Here is an 18,682-nt window from a genome sequence, read left to right on the forward strand (position 1 = left end):
GACCCCGCAGTGCGTCAGCACGTGGAGGCTCACCAGCCGCCCTAAGGTGCGCGAAGTGTATTTCCGAAGCGACGTTATTCCACTCAACCTTTACGTCGCAGTTTATGGATTTTGTGTCAAATACAACATCCTTTTTTAGAAAGCAGGTCTGATTCACAGCAAGTTCTTCTCTATCTGTTTCATCTCATACAGATAGCCTTTTTGGGCCATTAGTTCTTCAAAGGTACCGGATTCAATGATAGACCCGTGATCCATGACGATAACTTGGTCCATCATATCCAGGTTCGTCAGGCGGTGACTCACAAGCACGAGTGTATCATTTTTTGCCTGTCTAAAGAGGTGATCATAGATGAACTCTTCGGTCAGCGCATCCACAGATGATGTCGGTTCATCCAGCAGCCAGAGAGTTGCATCTTTAAGCAAAGCCCGCGCTATTGCCAGGCGCTGCTTTTCACCGCCGGAGAGATTTCCGCCTTTTTCATAAACCTCATTATCCAGCGATATATCGGAAAGCTCCACTTTCGCCAGAGCTTCGACCATCTCAGAATCGGTTATGGTATCGCCGGCAAGACGCAGATTATCCCTGATGGTGCCATAGAAAAAATGATTTTCCTGCAGGACGACATTGGTGTTTTCCCATATGGATTCCTGATTTATGTGGCGAACGGTCTGGCCATTCATTCGAATGTCGCCTTTGTCATGAGTATTCATTTTTAACAGCAGGTTCAGAAGTGTTGATTTACCGGAACCGCTCGGCCCGACAATTGCGGATTTCGACCCGGCAGGCAGCCTGAGACCAACGTCTCTCAGCGTCTGGCGCGATTCATTGGGAAATGAAAACGAAACGGCTTCGATATCTATCATAAGACTTTGGTTCGGATTTAGTAGCTGCTTGTCATCTGTATTGTCTCCGCCGTTTTTCTTTTCTACTGTTTCGAACAGGCGATTTGCCGCCCGTTTACTGTCCTGGTAATAGATTGGAAAGGCAGCCATTGGCGCAGCATCCTCAAAAACTGTCAGTGAAATCATAACAAGCATTGCCAGCAAAATACCTTCAAGGTGGCCTTCAATTACCAGATATGCACCCAAACAAAGCACAAGCCAGGAAATAATCAGTGACACAAATGAATTGACAGACTGACTAAACAGCTTATTGCTATTCTCGTATTCCTGCTGTTTGATGTATGCATCAGATGATTGTGTTAATGATTGCTCTTTCCCATAAACCTTCTGATATATTTTAAGGTCACGGAACCCATACAGAAACTCGGTCACCTCAGTTGATAAATCGCCTCTTTTTTCCCGTACATTATAGTCGATTTTCAGCTGTCTTAATGCAAAATATGCCGGTACGATAAATACGGTCAACAACAGCCCTGCAACGAGGACTAGTGCCACATAAATGGAAAAGAACATTGTAAACAGGATTGTACTTATAAATACAAGCACTAACACAATCGGGGGATAGAAGACCCGAAGGAAGAAATTTTGCAGTGTTTCAATGTCACCGACAATCCGGGATAGGAGATCACCACTTCTATACCTTTGAAAAATCCCGGGAGCTAATGGCTCGAGTTTACTAAAAAACACCTCACGTAAATTACTTAAAATCGTAAATGTCGCCCGATGAGAAAAATAGCGTTCCGCATACCGGGCAAATGCTTTGGTAATCCCGAGCAATTTAACAGCTGAAGTTAGAATGATCAGTGTATAGAAGGGAGGGGTCAAAGCGGATTTTGAAATAAGAAAGCCGCTTGCTGCGAAAAGGCCGACTGCAGTTATCCCCGCTAAAAATCCAAATATTATCGAATAAAGAATGTCCTTTTTCTCTGTCATCGTTAACTTCATAATTTCGGCTAAATCTTTCATTCAGTCTTCACTCCCCGCTGTACAGATACCATTTTTTGATATTCAGGGGTTGTCTTGATCAGTTCGTTGTGGGTTCCTTCTGCTATCAGTCTGCCATTTTCCAGAAAGAAAATCTTATCAGCATTTTTGATTGTATGCAGACGATGAGCCACTGTAATGACTGTTGCGTTTTGTTCCAATTGTTTCATAGATGATTGCAGGACGCGCTCGGTTTCAAGGTCTAGTCCTGTCGTCGGTTCGTCAAATAGTATGACAGCAGGCTGTTTTAGAAATGCCCGGGCCAGTGCCAGCCGCTGCATTTCACCGCCTGAAAGTCCGCGTCCTGCTTCACCGACCGGAGTATCGTATCCTTTGTCCAAAGTTTGGATCATGCCGGATAGGCCAGCCTGTTCAGCAGCATGTGCAATTTGAAAGCGGCTGGCATTGGCGTCACCGCCAATAGCAATGTTTTCTGCGATTGTCCCTGAAAAAATATAAGGCTGCTGTGAAATATAACTCAGGTGGTCAAACCAATCACTTTCAATATAATGTGATAGTGGTTTTTCACCCACGATAACCTTTCCATCTGAAGGAGGGAGGAGGCCTGCAATCAGATGCAGCAAAGTCGTTTTTCCGGATCCGCTGCGGCCGGCAATGGCAATCTGTCCGCATCGTGGGATGTCTGAAGTGATGTCGTATAATGAAAATTGGCCCTCACCATAGTTAAAGCTGACATGATCGAGTCGGATTGCAGCAGGCATTATTTCAACAGGCAAACGCCTGCTTCCCCATTGAACTTGCTGCTCTGAACGATTCAATTCCTCTGTTACTTTTCTGGCTGCACCCATGCTCCCCCGGCCGCTGTGAAATGCACTGCCCAGGTCCTTAAGCATGGAGTAGAATTCGGGTGCAAGCACAAGCAGGAAGAAAGCCGTAAAAAATGAAATCTGTTCATAAATAATGAGTTGGATAGCAAGTTCAAGCGCCACAATTCCGATACTAAGCATTGAGATCAGTTCCAGCATAAATGAGGACATAAAAGCGATTTTTAGTATTTCCATTGTCGCATCCCGAAAACTCAGACTGCTTTTCCGGATGTCCTCCTGCTGCTCTTTTGCACGTCCAAATAATTTAAGGGTGGTAAGCCCCTGCAACTTATCAAGGAAACTGCCAGAGAATGCTGACAGTTTTTTCTGCTGTTCTTCCGATTTGTTTTTTGTCTGCATGCCGATGATTACCATGAAAATGGGAATAAATGGGGCTGTCATGATCATAATCAGCCCCGTATTGACGTGCTGTGTGAAAACAGTCATTAGAATAACTATCGGAATGATTGATGTTTTGATCAGCTGTGGGATATAGTCACTGAAATAGCTGTCCATTTCATCGACAGCATCCAGCACGACACTAACCTTGCCGCCTGATTGACCTTCTAGTGACTGTTTGACCGGTGCTTTTGCAAACTTATGCAGCAATGCTTTTCGGTACGTTCTTTTGACGTTTGCCGCCATTCTGATACCGATTTGGCCGTTTGCATATGTTGCGGCAGTTCTAAGCAAAAGGATGATGAATAATCCCAGGAGCATCCATATGATGCCGGAAAAACCTTGCTGCTTTAAAAATATTCGGTCGACAATCGTCACTAGAAAATATGCTTGTAGGATCACGGTTACGGCTGTTATGACAGACAGAATAAACAGCGCAAGCATTTGCTGTTTATATCTGATTGCTATATTTCTTAAGCTGTCCATAGCTCCTCAGTCCTCCAGGAATGGCATCTGTCTATAAGAGGTTGTTCAAAAAGTCCGGTAAAAATGACACTGGCTTGTTTCTCCGCGGCTCATGTATATAAAAGCATACATTTTGCTCCTTGGAAAAGAAAGGCACTAATGCTCGCGTGCGATGTAAATTCAGGGAAGCTTTTCTTGTGCTCGAAACTGCGCCACCTCGAACTTCTCGGTCCTTTTTTCCCCGCATCTAACGGTCAGTAACCCGCCAAACAACGGCGGCTAACTGACCTTAAATGCCCGATTTTGTTCAACTAACATTCAGCGGAGAAAATCATCCCGCTGAATGAAGTTTCACTTTATCCTCCTTTTTGAACTCGCACTATCAGTTATTATTTTTTACCTTTGACATAGTCAGCGTTAAATAAAAACAATCTCATTAATAAAATCAATGAAGGAATTAGAAGCAGCAGGCCGCCTATAAACGCAATAACAAGTGCTATTCCCATTGATTCATGTGTGGCACTTTCATGAATGGAAATAAAGGGATCAAGTATATACGGATAGTGACCGATGCCATAGCCAAAAAAGGCGAAAAAATATTGCAGCATGACACTAATAAATGCGATTCCGTAATATTTGCCCCGGTAAAGCAGCCAAGCGGCGATCATGAAAAATCCGACTGACAGACCGAACATCCACCACAAATCCAGCATGTTTTCATAGTGTCTTTCATTGTGCTGACTCAAAAAGATAAATGTTGTCAGAGCGGCGATAATTGACGGTGTGCTCCAAAATAATGCAAAATTACGGACCAGTCTTAATGCCGGGTTATCTTGGGCACGTGCCGCGTAAAACGCCAAGAATGTCGCACTGATAAATAATACGGACACAATTGCTAACGCAACAATGCTCCATGATAGCGGGCTTGTGAACAATTCCAGATACCGCAGTGATACAACACCATTTTCTTCCACAATAAATCCGCCTTCAGATAATGTTAAAGCAACCGATAAAGAGGCCGGAATTAAAAGGCCGGTGGCGCCATACAAAAACATATAAACCGTACTTTGTTTGGATCCGTAATTTTCAAATGCATAGAACGAACCGCGTATTGCCAGCAAAATGATGGCAATGCTGCCCGGCACCAATAATGCCGTCCCATAGTAATAAGCCGATTCGGGGAAGAATCCGACAATACCGACAAAGAAGAAAACGAAAAAGACGTTCGTCACTTCCCATACAGGTGACAGGTAACGTGCTATCAGCTTATTAACCACATGATCCTGTTTCGTGATTTTTGCATAAAACGCGAAGAATCCGGCTCCGAAATCAATTGACGCTACAATCAGATAACCATAGAGGAAAATCCATAAAACAGAAATGCCAATGATCTCATAGCTCATGATTTATCCCCCTTTTCAACCGATGGATACTGCTTTTCCAATTCTTCCTCAGCCGGATTGTCCCGAAATACCTTACGCAATGTAATGACACACAATGTACCCAATACAATGTATAAGGCGAGGAAAAGGATAAACATCAGACCGATATAAGGGGAGGAGGTTGCAGCTTCTTCAACCGTCATATAGCCCCGTATAATCCATGGCTGCCGGCCTTCTTCGGCGTAAATCCAGCCGAATTCAACCGCAAGCATCGCCAGCGGACCGCTCAGTACAATAAGTGATAGCATGCCTTTATTATGTTCATTGCGTTTTTTCATTTTACTTAACATGAAGTACAGCAAGGCAACACCAGGCAGTAAGAAACCAATGGTTACCATCAAATCAAACATGTAATGCACCCAAAGCGGCGGCCACATCTTCTTGGGAACTTCTTCAAGTCCCGTCACCTCGGCATTGAAATCGCCATGCGCCAGAAAGCTTAAGAAATTGGGTATGCGAATTTCACCGATTGCTTCGTGTGCATCATTAAGCCACCCAAACAGGATTAGATCGGCACCTTCTTCTGTTTCAAAGTGCCATTCTGCTGCTGCAAGCTTTTCCGGTTGGTGTGACGCCAGGAACTTAGCGGATGAATCACCTGCTATTGCCGTTATAACGGCAAAGATAAACGTCAATGTCAGCGTTAGCTTCAACGCTTTCCTGTAGTAGTCGGTTGCCCGCTTTTTCAGAATCATGAATGCCGTAATGGCCGCGAGGATAGCCGCACATGTCAGATAAGCAGAGCTCAAAACATGGAAGACTTTTGTTGGGGTTGCCGGATTCAGCATGGCTGCAAGTGGGTTGACGGCTGCAAACGTTCCATTTTCCACGGCAAAGCCATCCGGCGTGTTCATAAACGCATTGACAGTTGTTATAAATACAGCAGAAAAGCCGCCGCCAATGATAATCGGAAGGGAAAACAGCCAATGAATATACCCATTTTTAAATCGATCCCATGTGTATAAGTAGATCCCCAGGAAGATTGCTTCAAAGAAAAAGGCAAAGACTTCCATAAACAGCGGCAAGCTGATCACGTTTCCTGCCACTTGCATGAAATTCGGCCATACCAGCGACAACTGCAATCCAATGGCAGTCCCGGTCACGACACCAACAGCCACAGTTATAACAAATCCGCGGGTCCAGCGCCTCGCCAGAAGACGATAATGCGGGTCTTTCTTTTTAATTCCGATAAATTCGGCAGCTGAAATCATCAGCGGGACACCTACACCAAGGGTAGCGAAAATAATATGAAAACCGAGTGTCATGGCGGTGAGCAGTCTGCTCATCAGGACGGTATCTAATTCCAACATTGCTGATCCTCCCTAACTGGAATCCGTTGTATATAATAATTAATCATTTTCATAGAACTTTTTACGTCTAGCCTTCCCTGCACCTCCAGTATAAATCATAGTAATGGAACGATATACTTTTATCTGTGACAACCACTTGAAAACTTTGTAGCAAAACAGTTAACATTAGCCGAAAGATGCCGGATTTCTTATTGTGTGGTAGACTATGAACAAATATATTGCAGTATGGGGGAACTGGTATGAAACGAGACTATGCAGTAATTGGTTTAGGCCGTTTCGGCGGCAGTATTTGCAAAGAACTCGGTCAGGAAGGTATGCAGGTATTGGCCATCGATTCGGATGAGGATAAAATTAATGAATTTAAAAATATTGCCTCACATGCAGTTGTCGCTAACTCTACAGATGAAGCGACGTTAAAGGAATTAGGCATCAAAAACATTGATCATGTGATTGTCGCAATTGGTGATAATATACAGGCAAGTATTTTAACAACTGTGGTTTTAACTGACCTTGGAATAAAAAGAATAACCGTAAAAGCACAAAATGATTACCACGAAAAAATTTTGAATCGAATCGGTGCTAATCAGGTTGTCCATCCTGAACGGGATATGGGCAAGCGGATTGCACATAACATTATCTCTAACAATATTCTTGATTATCTCGAGCTATCAGATGATCATAGTATCGTCGAAGTGAAAGCCGGTGAAAAGATGGGCGGTGAAACGTTAACTGATCTGGACATCCGAGCGGAATACGGGTGTAACGTTGTTGCCATCAAACGTGACAATACAATTAATGTATCACCGGCAGCTGATGAAATGATCAGACAAGAAGATATCCTTATCGTGATTGGAGCAGATAAGGATATATCCAGATTTGAAAAACACCTTGTCATAGACCGGCAGTAACATCTGCAGTCAGTTTGAAACTAAAAAGACGGCATGAAAACATTAATGTTTTTCATGCCGCCTTTTTATTATAATAGTATTAACAGCCAGTCTTTACATCATACTTCCAAACATCATACTTCCATGATGATTGGCAGAATCATTGGTCTGCGTTTTGTTTTTTCAAAGAGGAATGGTGCAATTGTATCGGTTATTTCATTCTTAATTTCTGACCATTGACTGGTTCTGCGTTCCATCACTTTATCCAGATGTTTTGCAACAAGTTTCTGAGCCTCATTGATCAGGTCCTCTGATTCGCGCATGTATACAAATCCACGGGAAATGATATCGGGTCCGGATGCAACCTTGAACTCTTTCATGTTAATGGTGACGACAACCATGACAAGCCCTTCTTCGGATAGAATACGGCGGTCACGAAGCACAATATTGCCTATGTCGCCAATACCTTTTCCATCAACGTAGATAGAACCTGATGGGATTTTTCCTGCAATCATTGCATTATCATTGCCCAGCGCAAGAACATCCCCGTTATCCATTATAAACGAATTTGTCGGGTCTATTCCGCACGCTTCACCAAGTTTAAGATGCTCTTTCAGCATACGGTATTCACCGTGGATCGGCATGAAATATTTCGGTTTCATAAGTCTGAGCATTAATTTTTGTTCATCCTGACTGCCATGCCCCGATGTGTGAATATCACTTAACGGGCCATGGATGACATCTGCCCCGGCGCGATACAATTTATTAATCGTCCGGCTGACGCTCACCGTATTTCCAGGGATTGGTGATGATGAGAATACGACCTTATCACCAGGGATAATCTGTATTTGACGGTGGGTACCATTTGCGATTCGTGACAAAGCTGCCATCGGTTCACCCTGAGACCCTGTACAAAGAATTGTTACTTTATGAGCAGGAAGACGGCTGATCTGGTTCGCTTCAATGAAGGTATCTTTAGGTGCCTGGATATATCCAAGCTCCTGACCGATACGGATGGACGATTCCATACTGCGGCCAAATACAGCAATTTTACGATCATGTTTGATGGCTGCTTCAACTACCTGCTGCAGACGGTAGATATTCGAGGCAAACGTTGCAAAAATCAATCGTCCTTCAACTTTGCTGAAAATGTCATGGATGTTTTCTCCGACTACCCGTTCGGACATTGTAAACCCTGGCACTTCGCTGTTTGTACTGTCTGATAGCAGGCAAAGCACGCCTTCTTTGCCGATCTCAGCCATTTTGGTTAAGTTTGCAGGGTCGCCTACAGGAGTGAAATCAAACTTGAAATCACCGGTATGAACGATATTTCCCGGTGGTGTTTTAACGACGATACCATATGAATCAGGAATACTGTGTGTTGTTCTGAAAAAGGAAACCGACGTCTTACGGAATTTTATAATATCATCTTCTTGAATCGTGTTCAGTTTCGCATTCCGCAAGAGGCCATGTTCCTCTAATTTGTTTCGGATTAAACCAAGTGCAAGTTTTCCGGCATATATAGGCACATTTATTTCGCGCAGCAGATAGGGAATCCCTCCGATATGATCCTCATGCCCGTGCGTTATAAATAATCCTTTTATTTTGTCCTGGTTTTGAGTCAGGTAGGTGTAATCCGGGATGACGTAATCGATTCCAAGTAATTCGTCTTCCGGAAATTTAATTCCGGCATCGACAAGGACGATTTCATCCTGGAACTGGATTCCATACGTGTTTTTCCCGATTTCACCAAGTCCGCCTAACGCAAAAACCGCTGTCTGATCATTTTTAACAAATTTCATTCTGTCAGACGGTCTCCAGTTTAAAATGCTCGGATTTCTTCTCATAAGCTAAATGTGCATCATCCAGCATCTGGATATATTCAATATTATAGTTGCGGCCGGAAAGTTTATTTCTTACATCTCTTTCGGAGTCACCTTCTACATAAAGGCTTTTTGTTCGTTCACGTACAGGTATTTCATCAGGGAGTTCCTGATATAAAACTTTAAAAACCATTATTATCTCTCCTAACAATTCGATTCTTTTTGGTTACATATGTTTCGTTCCGTATTCCTGTTCAATCTGGTATAACATTAATGATTTCAAAATAGCTGATGACAGGGCAGCCCAAAGATGGGCTCCGCCGTCCCTTTTTACAGTAGGTCTGTAGGCTTTTTGCAACATAATTGCCTCTCGTCTTTCCTGCATGATTGGTTTACTCAGGGTAGTCCTTTTTAAAGGTTGTAGGTACACGTCCTCTGCCCAGAAAATCTTTCAAGCGTTTTTTCAGCTTTTCTCTCAGGCGCTTCAACATGAGATAAGCATCTCCTTTCAGTTGTTAAAGAAAAGCAATAAAAACGTTCGCCGATCCAATCCCTCTTAACTATAGTATAATACGGTTGGCGTTATTTTGAAATAAAAACACTGTATTTGTTTCAAAAAAGATGTGCCTTTTGATGTTACAGATACCTTCAACGTAAGCTGTTAACACTTATTGTAGGCTTATAAAATAAAATTATGCAGGAACCTAAGATTATAGATTCCTGCATCATTTCCACTACCCGACTGATTTTGAATTTTGCGGAATGGCAAATGGGTTCTCAGTATTGATATGATCATAGAACATGACGCCGTTTAGATGATCGATTTCGTGCTGCACAACGATGGCGGCATAATCCCGCAAACGTAATTTCAATTCGTTGCCATCCAGTCCGATAGCTTTAACAGTGACCCGGGCGTTTCGTGGGACATAGCCTTCCACTTCCCGATCGACCGAAAGACAGCCTTCCCCGACCGAGAGATATGCCTGTTCGACCGAATGACTGACGATTTTAGGATTAATCAACCCGTAACTGTAGAGTTTCCCTTTTGAATCCTCAAAGTGCACAGCGCACATGCGTTTATTGATGCCCAGCTGCGGTGCAGCTAATCCAACACCGGGTCTCAATTTATATTCTTCTGCCAGTTTTTCATCCTGACTGTTTTTGACAAATGTCAGCATCTCATTTAATAGCTGTATATCTTCATCAGAGGGAGGAATGGATACTTCCTCGGTTTTTTCGCGTAATGATGGATGTCCCTCTCGGACGATATCCTCCATAGTTATCATTGTTGACACTCCTTGCTTAATCTTTCCTCATTGGCCGTTATATGCGGTGTAACCGCATTTTAACATATTATGTTTGTGAGTATTATAAATTTGCTGTCGGACAGGTAAAAATTTTCAAAAGTAATTCGATGTAAGAACTGATATGTTATACTATTATAGAAATTTCGCAGCAGAACCGGGGGAGGCAATAAAAGTGGTATCGAAAAAGTCTTTATTTGTCAGTTTATTAATTCTTATGATTGTTCTATCCGCCTGTAGTGGTACAGCGCCCTCTGAAAAAATTTATAATCATTTGGAAAAAGCTGTTGAACTTGAACAATCGTTTGAAGAACAGCAAGATCCAATTGTTGAACTCGAACAGGAAGAACAGAAAATATACAGCCAGATTATTGATTTGAGTATGGAAGATTTCGATAAAATTAAAGAACTGTCCGACAAAGCACTTGATAATATTCAAAAGCGAAAGGAAAAAATAGATTCGGAAAAAGAAAGTATTGATTCATCTAAAGAAGAATTTGCAAATATTGAAGATTTGGTTGGAGACTTGGAAGAAGGGGCTGCCCGCAAAAACGCTGATGACATGTACAATGTCATGATGGACCGTTATGATGCATATGGTAAACTTCATGAAGCGTATGTCAATTCGCTCAATTTGGAAGAGGAATTATATACAATGCTGAAGAAGGAAGATCTGAAGCAGGAAACGTTGTCAGAACATATTACAAAGCTGAATGACAGTTATCAGAATGTCATTGATGCAAATAAATCGTTCAATGAACTGACAACCGAGTACAACGCTTTAAAAAAGGAATTTTATAAAGTCGCCGGAATTGAGGTGGAATACGAAGACAACGAATCACAGGAGAAGAAAAACAATAAAGACAAATCAGCCGAATCGGACGAGGGATCAGGTGAATAAGTCACCTGGTTCCTTTTTTTAGCAGTTAAGAAAGTATATAAATTCTTTCTTACTGCATAAGTGCAACTAGGCTTTCGCCCTTAATGCTTAGCGATAAGCCAAGTTTTCTAATGACCTTTAAGAATTGAAATAGCCAACATTATGAAAAATATGATGTGACAGCCTTTTGGTGAACCAAAGTTGTACTGGTACAGTTTAGTCACATCATTATAACAGAAGATCTTCTAGGTAAGCTAAAAACGGGTGTAACCGCTATCATCCTTGGGAAAAAATAAAAAAACTGAACAAAACGATTGACCAAATGGACATAGGTGGGCTAAACTTTAAACTGAATTAAAAATTGTACCATTAATTTTTGCTTTTGAAATGTAACAGTTTAATTGCCTTTGTCTTGCTTGGATTATTCTTCTTAAGGAAAGGGAATACGTTTTAGAGCAAATAGGTGCAGATTTTCTCATATTTCGGGAAGACTGGATAAGAATATAAACAGTTAATCAGAAAGGAAGAGGTGACCATTTTGAAAGACATACTTGAAAATATTGAAAGTCAGTTCGAAATGTTCCAGGTTCTTGATGAAAATGGTGAAATAGTGAATAAGGACTGGGTGCCTGATCTTTCAGACGATGATTTGAAGGAACTGATGCGCCGAATGATTTATACAAGAGTGCTTGACCAGCGTTCAATCGCACTAAACCGTCAGGGGCGTTTGGGATTTTATGCACCCACAGCAGGACAGGAAGCTTCTCAATTGGGAAGTCATTTTGCTTTGGAGGAAGATGATTTTCTCCTGCCAGCATATCGGGATGTCCCACAGCTGATTTGGCATGGTCTTCCATTGTATCAGGCGTTCCTGTTTTCCCGGGGACACTTTCATGGCAATCAATTCCCGGAAGGTGTAAATGGCCTGAGCCCACAAATAATTATCGGGGCACAAATTACACAGGCAGCTGGTGTTGCACTAGGGCTTAAAAAGCGTGGCAAAAAAGCAGTTGCTGTTACATACACCGGTGACGGCGGAACTTCACAGGGTGATTTCTATGAAGGATTAAATTTCGCCGGTGTTTACAGCGCACCAGCAATCTTCTTTGTGCAAAATAATCAATTTGCCATTTCTGTTCCGGTTGAAATGCAGACAAATGCTGAGACATTGGCGCAAAAAGGTATAGCTGCAGGTGTTCCAAGCTATCTCGTCGACGGTATGGATGTTTTAGCCGTTTATGCCGCTACTAAAAAGGCGCGCAAACTTGCTGTGGACGGCAATGGTCCAACGCTGATTGAAACCATGACGTACCGTTATGGCCCGCATACCATGGCCGGGGACGATCCGACGCGCTATCGTACGGAAGATATGACAAATGAATGGGAGAAAAAAGACCCGATTGTCCGTTTCCGTAAGTATCTTGAAGGAAAAGATCTGTGGTCGGAAGATGAAGAAAATAAAATAATTGAAGACGCCAAAGATGATATTAAAAAAGCTATTAAACAAGCTGATGATTATCCTAAACAAAACGTTACTGACTTGATTGATATCATGCACGACGAACTTCCAAACAATCTGCAGGAGCAAATGGAAGAATACAAAGAAAAGGAGTCGAAGTAAATCATGGCACAAAAAACAATGATTCAGGCTATCACTGATGCAATGCATCATGAATTAAAAAATGATGAAAATGTGCTTGTGTTCGGTGAAGATGTCGGCCAAAATGGTGGCGTATTCCGTGCTACAGAAGGATTACAGGATGAATTCGGGGAAGATCGTGTATTTGACACGCCGCTAGCTGAATCAGGGATCGGCGGGCTGGCACTTGGGCTTGCAGTGCAGGGTTTCCGTCCGGTGCCGGAAATACAATTCATCGGCTTTACGTATGAAGCAATGGACGCTATTAACGGTCAGATAGCACGGATGCGCTATCGGTCCGGCAGCAGTAAGTCCGCCCCGATTACCATTCGGACGCCTTTTGGCGGCGGTGTGCATACGCCGGAACTGCATGCGGACTCTTTGGAAGGTCTCATTGCACAGCAGCCGGGCATCAGAGTTGTTATACCTTCGACTCCATATGATGCCAAAGGTTTGCTGATTTCATCGATCCGCAACAACGATCCGGTATTCTTTATGGAACATATGAAACTTTACCGTTCTTTCCGGGGTGATGTACCGGATGAAGACTACACGGTGGATCTTGATAAAGCGGATATAAAACGCGATGGGAAGGACGTTACAATCATTGGCTATGGTGCGATGGTCCATACCGCGTTAAAAGCTGCAGATGAGCTGGAGAAAGATAACATTGAGGCGGAAGTGGTTGACTTGCGCACGGTATCGCCGGTTGATATGGAAACAATTGTTGAGTCGGTGAAAAAGACTAATCGTGTGGTTGTCTTGCAGGAGGCGCAGCGCCAGGCTGGTGTCGCTGCACATGTGATTTCTGAAATTCAGGAACGTGCTATCCTTCACTTGGAAGCACCGATTCTGCGCGTAACGGCACCCGATACCGTTTATCCATTTTCCCAGGCAGAAGAAGTATGGCTGCCAACGCATAAAGACGTAGTAGATAAGGTAAATGAAGTCATTAATTTTTAATGAATGATTGGAGGTCGTAATTATGGCATATAACTTTAAACTGCCTGATATCGGTGAGGGAATACATGAAGGCGAAATCGCCAAGTGGTTCGTTAAAGAAGGCGATGAGGTTCAGGAAGACGACGTGATTTGTGAGGTACAGAATGATAAATCTGTTGTTGAAATCCCGTCTCCGGTTGAAGGTACTGTAACAAAAGTCCATGTAGATGAAGGCGAAGTTGCTGTTGTAGGCAACACACTTATCTCGTTTGATGCGGAAGGTTATGAATCCGATGACGAGGAAGAGGATGAAACCGAACAGGAAACCGAAAAAACTGAAGGATCATCAGATTCGGATAAAGAAACTGAGACCGATGAAGGTGAAGAGGAAAGCGATGAACAAGAATCGGGGAATAGCGATCAAACATCTTCTGATGATAAACGTGTCATTGCCATGCCGTCAGTGCGCAAATATGCTCGTGAAAACGATGTGAATATTCAGGATGTACAGGGTTCCGGCAAGAACGGCCGAATCTTAAAAGACGATGTTGACAGTTACTTGAGCGGTGATCAGGAAGCTGAACAGCCGGTTGAAGCAGATGAAGAGACACAAGAGCCGGCAGCGGAGCAGACACCAAAAGGCGATTATCCTGAATCACGCGAGAAGATGAGCGGCATCCGCAAATCAATTGCCAAAGCAATGGTTAATTCCAAAACGAAAGCACCACATGTCACCCTGATGGACGAGGTTGATGTTACTGAGCTTGTGGCGCACAGGAAGAAATTTAAAGAAGTTGCCGCTGAGCAGGATATTAAATTGACTTATCTGCCTTATGTCGCAAAAGCACTGATTTCCGCATCGAAAAAATATCCGATCTTAAATGCTGCCGTGGATGATGAGACAGATGAGATCATTCATAAGCATTATTACAACATTGGTATTGCTGCAGATACGGACAGAGGCTTACTGGTTCCAGTTGTGAAAGACGCAGACCGTAAATCGATTTTCACCATCTCACAGGAAGTCAATGAATTGGCAGAAAAAGCGCGCAGTGGTAAACTATCACCTGAGGAGATGAAAGGTGCTTCCAATACGATTACAAATATTGGGTCAGCTGGCGGACAATGGTTCACACCGGTTCTTAACTACCCTGAAGCAGCCATTCTGGGAATCGGACGTATTCAGGAAAAACCGATTGTCCGGGACGGTGAGATTGTTGCAGCGCCAGTATTGGCAGTATCTCTAAGCTTTGATCATCGTATTGTAGACGGTGCAACTGGACAGTTGGCGCTCAATCAGATCAAGCGGTTGTTGAACGATCCACAACTAATTATGATGGAGGCGTAGATTATGGTAGTAGGAGATTTTCCAATTGAAACAGACACACTGGTTGTTGGAGCAGGACCTGGCGGCTATGTAGCTGCCATCCGTGCTGCTCAAACCGGTCAGAAAGTTACAATTGTAGAGAAGGGTGATTTGGGCGGTGTTTGTCTGAATGTCGGCTGTATCCCTTCAAAAGCACTGATAGAAGCCGGACACAAAGCACAATCCGCTCATGGCAACGAAGAACTCGGGATTACAACTGAAAATGTTTCGGTTGATTTTTCCAAAGTTCAGGAATGGAAAGGACAAGTCGTCAATAAACTGACGTCCGGTGTTGAAAGTCTGCTCAAAGGTAACAAAGTGGATATTGTGAAAGGTGAAGTCTACTTTGTCGATAAAAATACCGTCAGAGTAATGGACGAAAAAAATTCACAGTCATATACATTTAACAACTGTATCATTGGTACTGGTTCGACACCAATCGAAATTCCAAATTTCAAATTCTCAGACCGTGTATTGGACTCCACCGGCGCATTGAATCTTCAGGAGATTCCTGAAAAAATGGTCGTTGTCGGCGGCGGCTATATCGGAATTGAACTCGGTACTGCCTATGCCAATTTTGGAACCGAGGTAACGATTCTTGAAGGGACAAAAGAAATTCTCGGTACGTTTGAGAAACAGCTTAAACAGCCGGTTAAAAAAGGTCTGAAGAACAAAAATGTCAATGTTGTTACAAATGCAATGGCTAAAGGTGCCGAAGAATCAGATGACGGTGTGAAAGTGACCTATGAAGTTGACGGCAGTGAAGAAACGATTGAAGCAGATTATGTTCTTGTAACGGTCGGACGCCGTCCAAACACAGAAGAAATCGGACTTGAGCAAGTTGGCATCGAATTAGACGATAAGGGACTTATTAAAATTGATAAGCAATGCCGTACAAGTGTCGATAACATTTATGCCATCGGCGACATTGTTGAAGGGTTGCCGCTTGCACATAAGGCGTCTTATGAAGGAAAAGTAGCCGCAGAAGCAATCAACGGTGAAAAATCAGAAATTGATTATCTCGCCATGCCTTCTGTTGTCTTCTCTGACCCTGAGCTTGCCAGTGTCGGCTATACTGAGCAGGAGGCCAAAGATGCCGGTTATGAAGTGAAGGCATCCAAATTCCCATTTGGAGCAAACGGCCGTGCATTGTCACTGAATAATACAGATGGCTTTATAAAACTCATCACCAGAAAAGAAGATGGTTTGGTAATCGGCGCACAAGTAGCCGGGCCAAACGCAAGTGATGTCATTGCTGAAGTCGGTCTTGCTGTTGAAGCAGGCATGACTGCCGAAGACATTGCACTGACTGTTCATGCGCACCCAAGCTTAGGTGAAACAGTCATGGAAGCGGCCGACGTAGCATTGGGCACACCTATCCATACGATGTAAAAAAACAAAAACTATAACGCAGGTTAAAAGAAGACCAGACTAATAAGCCACGTCCAGTTATTATGGACGTGGCTTATTATGATACCTGGATTCATTGGATATGAATTCATGAAAAAGCTGTCCAGAATGGTTGTCTCATTCTGGACAGCTTTGTGATTATAATTCTTTTTCATCATCAGCATCAGGCAGTGTTTTCTTAAATCCTTCGCGTCGTCTCCTAAGTTCTTTCCGCTGATTTTCACGGAACTGCGGATCATGTTCGCGCTGTTTCCTTTCAATTCGCAAAATGTCATGTTCGCTTTTCAGCGCTTTGAGGAGTGAAATGCACATAAAAATCATTAAAATCGCAAACGGGAATGCTGCAATTAGCATGGCCATTTGGATTGCTGTCAACCCGCCGGACCATAATAGCACCGCAGCGGTTCCGGCAAGGACAATCCCCCAGATAATCTTTACGCCAGTGCCTGGGTTTAACCTGCCTCCTGTTGTCAGCATGCCAAGCACAAATGTACCGGAATCGGCTGAAGTAACGAAGAAAGATGCAATCAAGAGCACTGCGATACCCATAACGACAGCTGCCATAGGCTGTGATTCAAGAAATGCAAATAACGCTACTTCATTGCCCGCCTCGTTCATTAATTGATGGATAATGCCGCCTTGAGCTTGATCCATTTCCAATCCGGCAATACCGAAAACGGAAAACCAGAAGGCACTGAATATTACCGGAATTAAAGTTACCCCGATGACAAATTCACGAATCGTCCTTCCTCTGGAAACCCGGGCAATAAAGGTTCCGACAAATGGCGACCAGCCGATCCACCAAGCCCAGTAGAAGAGTGTCCATGAATTAAGGAACTCTCTGTCACCGGTAAAGGTATTCATCCCCAGCGTCATGTTGGGAAGGTTTTGCATATAATTACCCATCGTTGTTGTAAATGACTCGACCATCCGTACAGAGTTACCGAGAATGAATACAAAGAGCATCAATGCGACGGCAAGAACAATATTTGTCCAGCTCAGGTAGCGGATACCTCGGTTAATCCCTGTAGAAGCAGAAAGCATAAATAATATGGTGATAACGAAAATAACGATCAAATTGGTTATCAGGTTATTTGGAATGCCTTCAAAGGTATAGTTCAAACCTGCTGTAATCTGTGTAGCACCAAGTCCAAGCGATGTTGCAATACCAAATACAGTAGCAAAAACGGCCAGTGTATCAATAGCAACCCCCAAGGCGCCTTTAGACCGATCACCTATCAGCGGTGCAAAAGCGGAACTGATCAAAGCAGGAGCCCGGTGGCGGAATTTAAAATAAGCAAGTGCCAATGCAAGCACCGCATATGTAGCCCATGGATGGAATCCCCAGTGGAATAAGGTGTACTGCATGGACTCTTCCGCAGCTGCTATCGTTTCAGGATCAGCAGAAGGAGGGGAATAATAATGTGTTACAGGTTCAGTCACACCATAGAATACGAGACCAACCCCCATACCGGCGGTGAACAAAAATGCAAACCAGGTAAAGTAACTGTACTCTGGTTTATCATCAGGCTTTCCAAGCTTGATTCTTCCATAAGGCCCGAAGATCAAATATAATGCAAGTACAACAAATCCTGTCATAACCATCAAATAAAACCAGCCAAATGTTTTCGAAATAAAACTGTCGACTATGCCTAATACATAACCCACATTATCAGGGAAAAAAGCTCCCCAAATAATAAATACAGATATTAACGGAATAGATACCCAAAAAACAGATGTAATCGTTTTGGATTTAATAATAAAACCTCCCTACACTATTTTGTCAAAACTCTTATAGTATAACATGAAGAGACAACATGTCAATTTTTTTCGACATTATGTCTTTGGGAAACCCCAAACTTAAGTCTGCTGCATCTATAAGTACCTCTCACTGATTTGTTTGAGATCAGACTCCAATGTGCACCTCCTCTTTATTCATTCTACGTTGGCATCGCAACTTTATTTCACCCTTATTTCTTATAACATTTACGATGGCCTTAGGTAAAATAATCTACCTGCAGTACTTTTTATTGTTTTGCCTGCACTATTTGTCAAAAATTTCACGGCAATCCTAGTTCCTGTATATTTCTTACGTTTCAAC

Annotated in this window: 15 protein-coding genes; 6 read left to right on the plus strand and 9 right to left on the minus strand. The window is 43.0% G+C overall.

Translation table 11 applies throughout. The features are described 5' to 3' along the window. Positions 1 to 153: 153 nt before the first annotated feature. The 4 genes from cydC to ON01_RS07400 form a co-directional block, all read right to left on the minus strand. The gene (gene cydC, locus ON01_RS07385; protein ID WP_010530387.1) at positions 154 to 1,869 is read right to left on the minus strand and encodes a thiol reductant ABC exporter subunit CydC; all 1,716 of its coding nucleotides are present in this window, start codon (positions 1,867 to 1,869) and stop codon (positions 154 to 156) included. After that, positions 1,866 to 3,599, minus strand: a complete 1,734-nt coding sequence (gene cydD / locus ON01_RS07390; RefSeq protein WP_010530388.1) for a thiol reductant ABC exporter subunit CydD — start codon at positions 3,597 to 3,599, stop codon at positions 1,866 to 1,868. The genes cydC and cydD overlap by 4 nt, the downstream gene beginning before the upstream one ends. Positions 3,600 to 3,967: 368 nt before the next feature. Continuing rightward, positions 3,968 to 4,981, minus strand: a complete 1,014-nt coding sequence (locus ON01_RS07395) for a cytochrome d ubiquinol oxidase subunit II (protein ID WP_010530389.1) — start codon at positions 4,979 to 4,981, stop codon at positions 3,968 to 3,970. Next, complete coding sequence (locus ON01_RS07400; RefSeq protein ID WP_010530390.1) at positions 4,978 to 6,330, minus strand: cytochrome ubiquinol oxidase subunit I; 1,353 nt, start codon at positions 6,328 to 6,330, stop codon at positions 4,978 to 4,980. The genes ON01_RS07395 and ON01_RS07400 overlap by 4 nt, the downstream gene beginning before the upstream one ends. 239 nt (positions 6,331 to 6,569) lie before the next feature. Between ON01_RS07400 and ON01_RS07405 the strand changes: the two genes are divergently transcribed. Further along, entirely contained in the window at positions 6,570 to 7,238 is a 669-nt protein-coding gene (locus ON01_RS07405) for a potassium channel family protein (RefSeq protein ID WP_010530391.1), read from the plus strand. A gap of 113 nt (positions 7,239 to 7,351) precedes the next feature. Here the strand turns inward: ON01_RS07405 and rnjA are convergent, their stop codons facing one another. The 4 genes from rnjA to def all read right to left on the minus strand — a co-directional run bounded on the left by rnjA (position 7,352) and on the right by def (position 10,326). Next, complete coding sequence (gene rnjA / locus ON01_RS07410) at positions 7,352 to 9,019, minus strand: ribonuclease J1 (RefSeq protein ID WP_010530392.1); 1,668 nt, start codon at positions 9,017 to 9,019, stop codon at positions 7,352 to 7,354. A 4-nt stretch (positions 9,020 to 9,023) separates the two neighbouring features. Beyond that, positions 9,024 to 9,233, minus strand: a complete 210-nt coding sequence (locus tag ON01_RS07415) for a DNA-dependent RNA polymerase subunit epsilon (RefSeq protein WP_010530393.1) — start codon at positions 9,231 to 9,233, stop codon at positions 9,024 to 9,026. A 33-nt stretch (positions 9,234 to 9,266) separates the two neighbouring features. Beyond that, positions 9,267 to 9,401 carry a hypothetical protein gene (locus ON01_RS20050; protein ID WP_280990980.1) on the minus strand — a complete coding sequence of 45 codons (135 nt, stop codon included), beginning with the start codon at positions 9,399 to 9,401 and terminating at the stop codon, positions 9,267 to 9,269. 373 nt (positions 9,402 to 9,774) lie between these two features. Beyond that, positions 9,775 to 10,326, minus strand: coding sequence for a peptide deformylase (gene def, locus ON01_RS07420; protein ID WP_010530394.1), 552 nt, complete (start codon positions 10,324 to 10,326; stop codon positions 9,775 to 9,777). Positions 10,327 to 10,519: 193 nt separating this feature from the next. Between def and ON01_RS07425 the strand changes: the two genes are divergently transcribed. The 5 genes from ON01_RS07425 (at position 10,520) to lpdA (ending at position 16,563) form a co-directional block, all read left to right on the plus strand. Next, the gene (locus ON01_RS07425; protein ID WP_010530395.1) at positions 10,520 to 11,245 is read left to right on the plus strand and encodes a YkyA family protein; all 726 of its coding nucleotides are present in this window, start codon (positions 10,520 to 10,522) and stop codon (positions 11,243 to 11,245) included. A 517-nt stretch (positions 11,246 to 11,762) separates the two neighbouring features. Further along, positions 11,763 to 12,845: a pyruvate dehydrogenase (acetyl-transferring) E1 component subunit alpha gene (pdhA, locus tag ON01_RS07430; protein WP_010530396.1), complete on the plus strand. Its 1,083-nt coding sequence runs from the start codon at positions 11,763 to 11,765 to the stop codon at positions 12,843 to 12,845. A 3-nt stretch (positions 12,846 to 12,848) separates the two neighbouring features. After that, positions 12,849 to 13,826 carry an alpha-ketoacid dehydrogenase subunit beta gene (locus ON01_RS07435; protein WP_010530397.1) on the plus strand — a complete coding sequence of 326 codons (978 nt, stop codon included), beginning with the start codon at positions 12,849 to 12,851 and terminating at the stop codon, positions 13,824 to 13,826. A gap of 22 nt (positions 13,827 to 13,848) precedes the next feature. Beyond that, the gene (locus ON01_RS07440; RefSeq protein WP_010530398.1) at positions 13,849 to 15,153 is read left to right on the plus strand and encodes a dihydrolipoamide acetyltransferase family protein; all 1,305 of its coding nucleotides are present in this window, start codon (positions 13,849 to 13,851) and stop codon (positions 15,151 to 15,153) included. Positions 15,154 to 15,156: 3 nt separating this feature from the next. Next, complete coding sequence (gene lpdA, locus ON01_RS07445) at positions 15,157 to 16,563, plus strand: dihydrolipoyl dehydrogenase (RefSeq protein ID WP_010530399.1); 1,407 nt, start codon at positions 15,157 to 15,159, stop codon at positions 16,561 to 16,563. Between the two features lie 156 nt (positions 16,564 to 16,719). On the opposite strand, the gene ON01_RS07450 is transcribed toward lpdA, so the two are convergent. Further along, positions 16,720 to 18,342 (minus strand): BCCT family transporter, encoded by a 1,623-nt coding sequence (locus ON01_RS07450; protein WP_245544991.1) that lies wholly within the window; start codon positions 18,340 to 18,342, stop codon positions 16,720 to 16,722. Positions 18,343 to 18,682 lie beyond the last annotated feature (340 nt).

This window comes from Lentibacillus jeotgali (assembly GCF_000224785.1).
GTDB classification, from domain to species: Bacteria; Bacillota; Bacilli; order Bacillales; family Amphibacillaceae; genus Lentibacillus; species Lentibacillus jeotgali.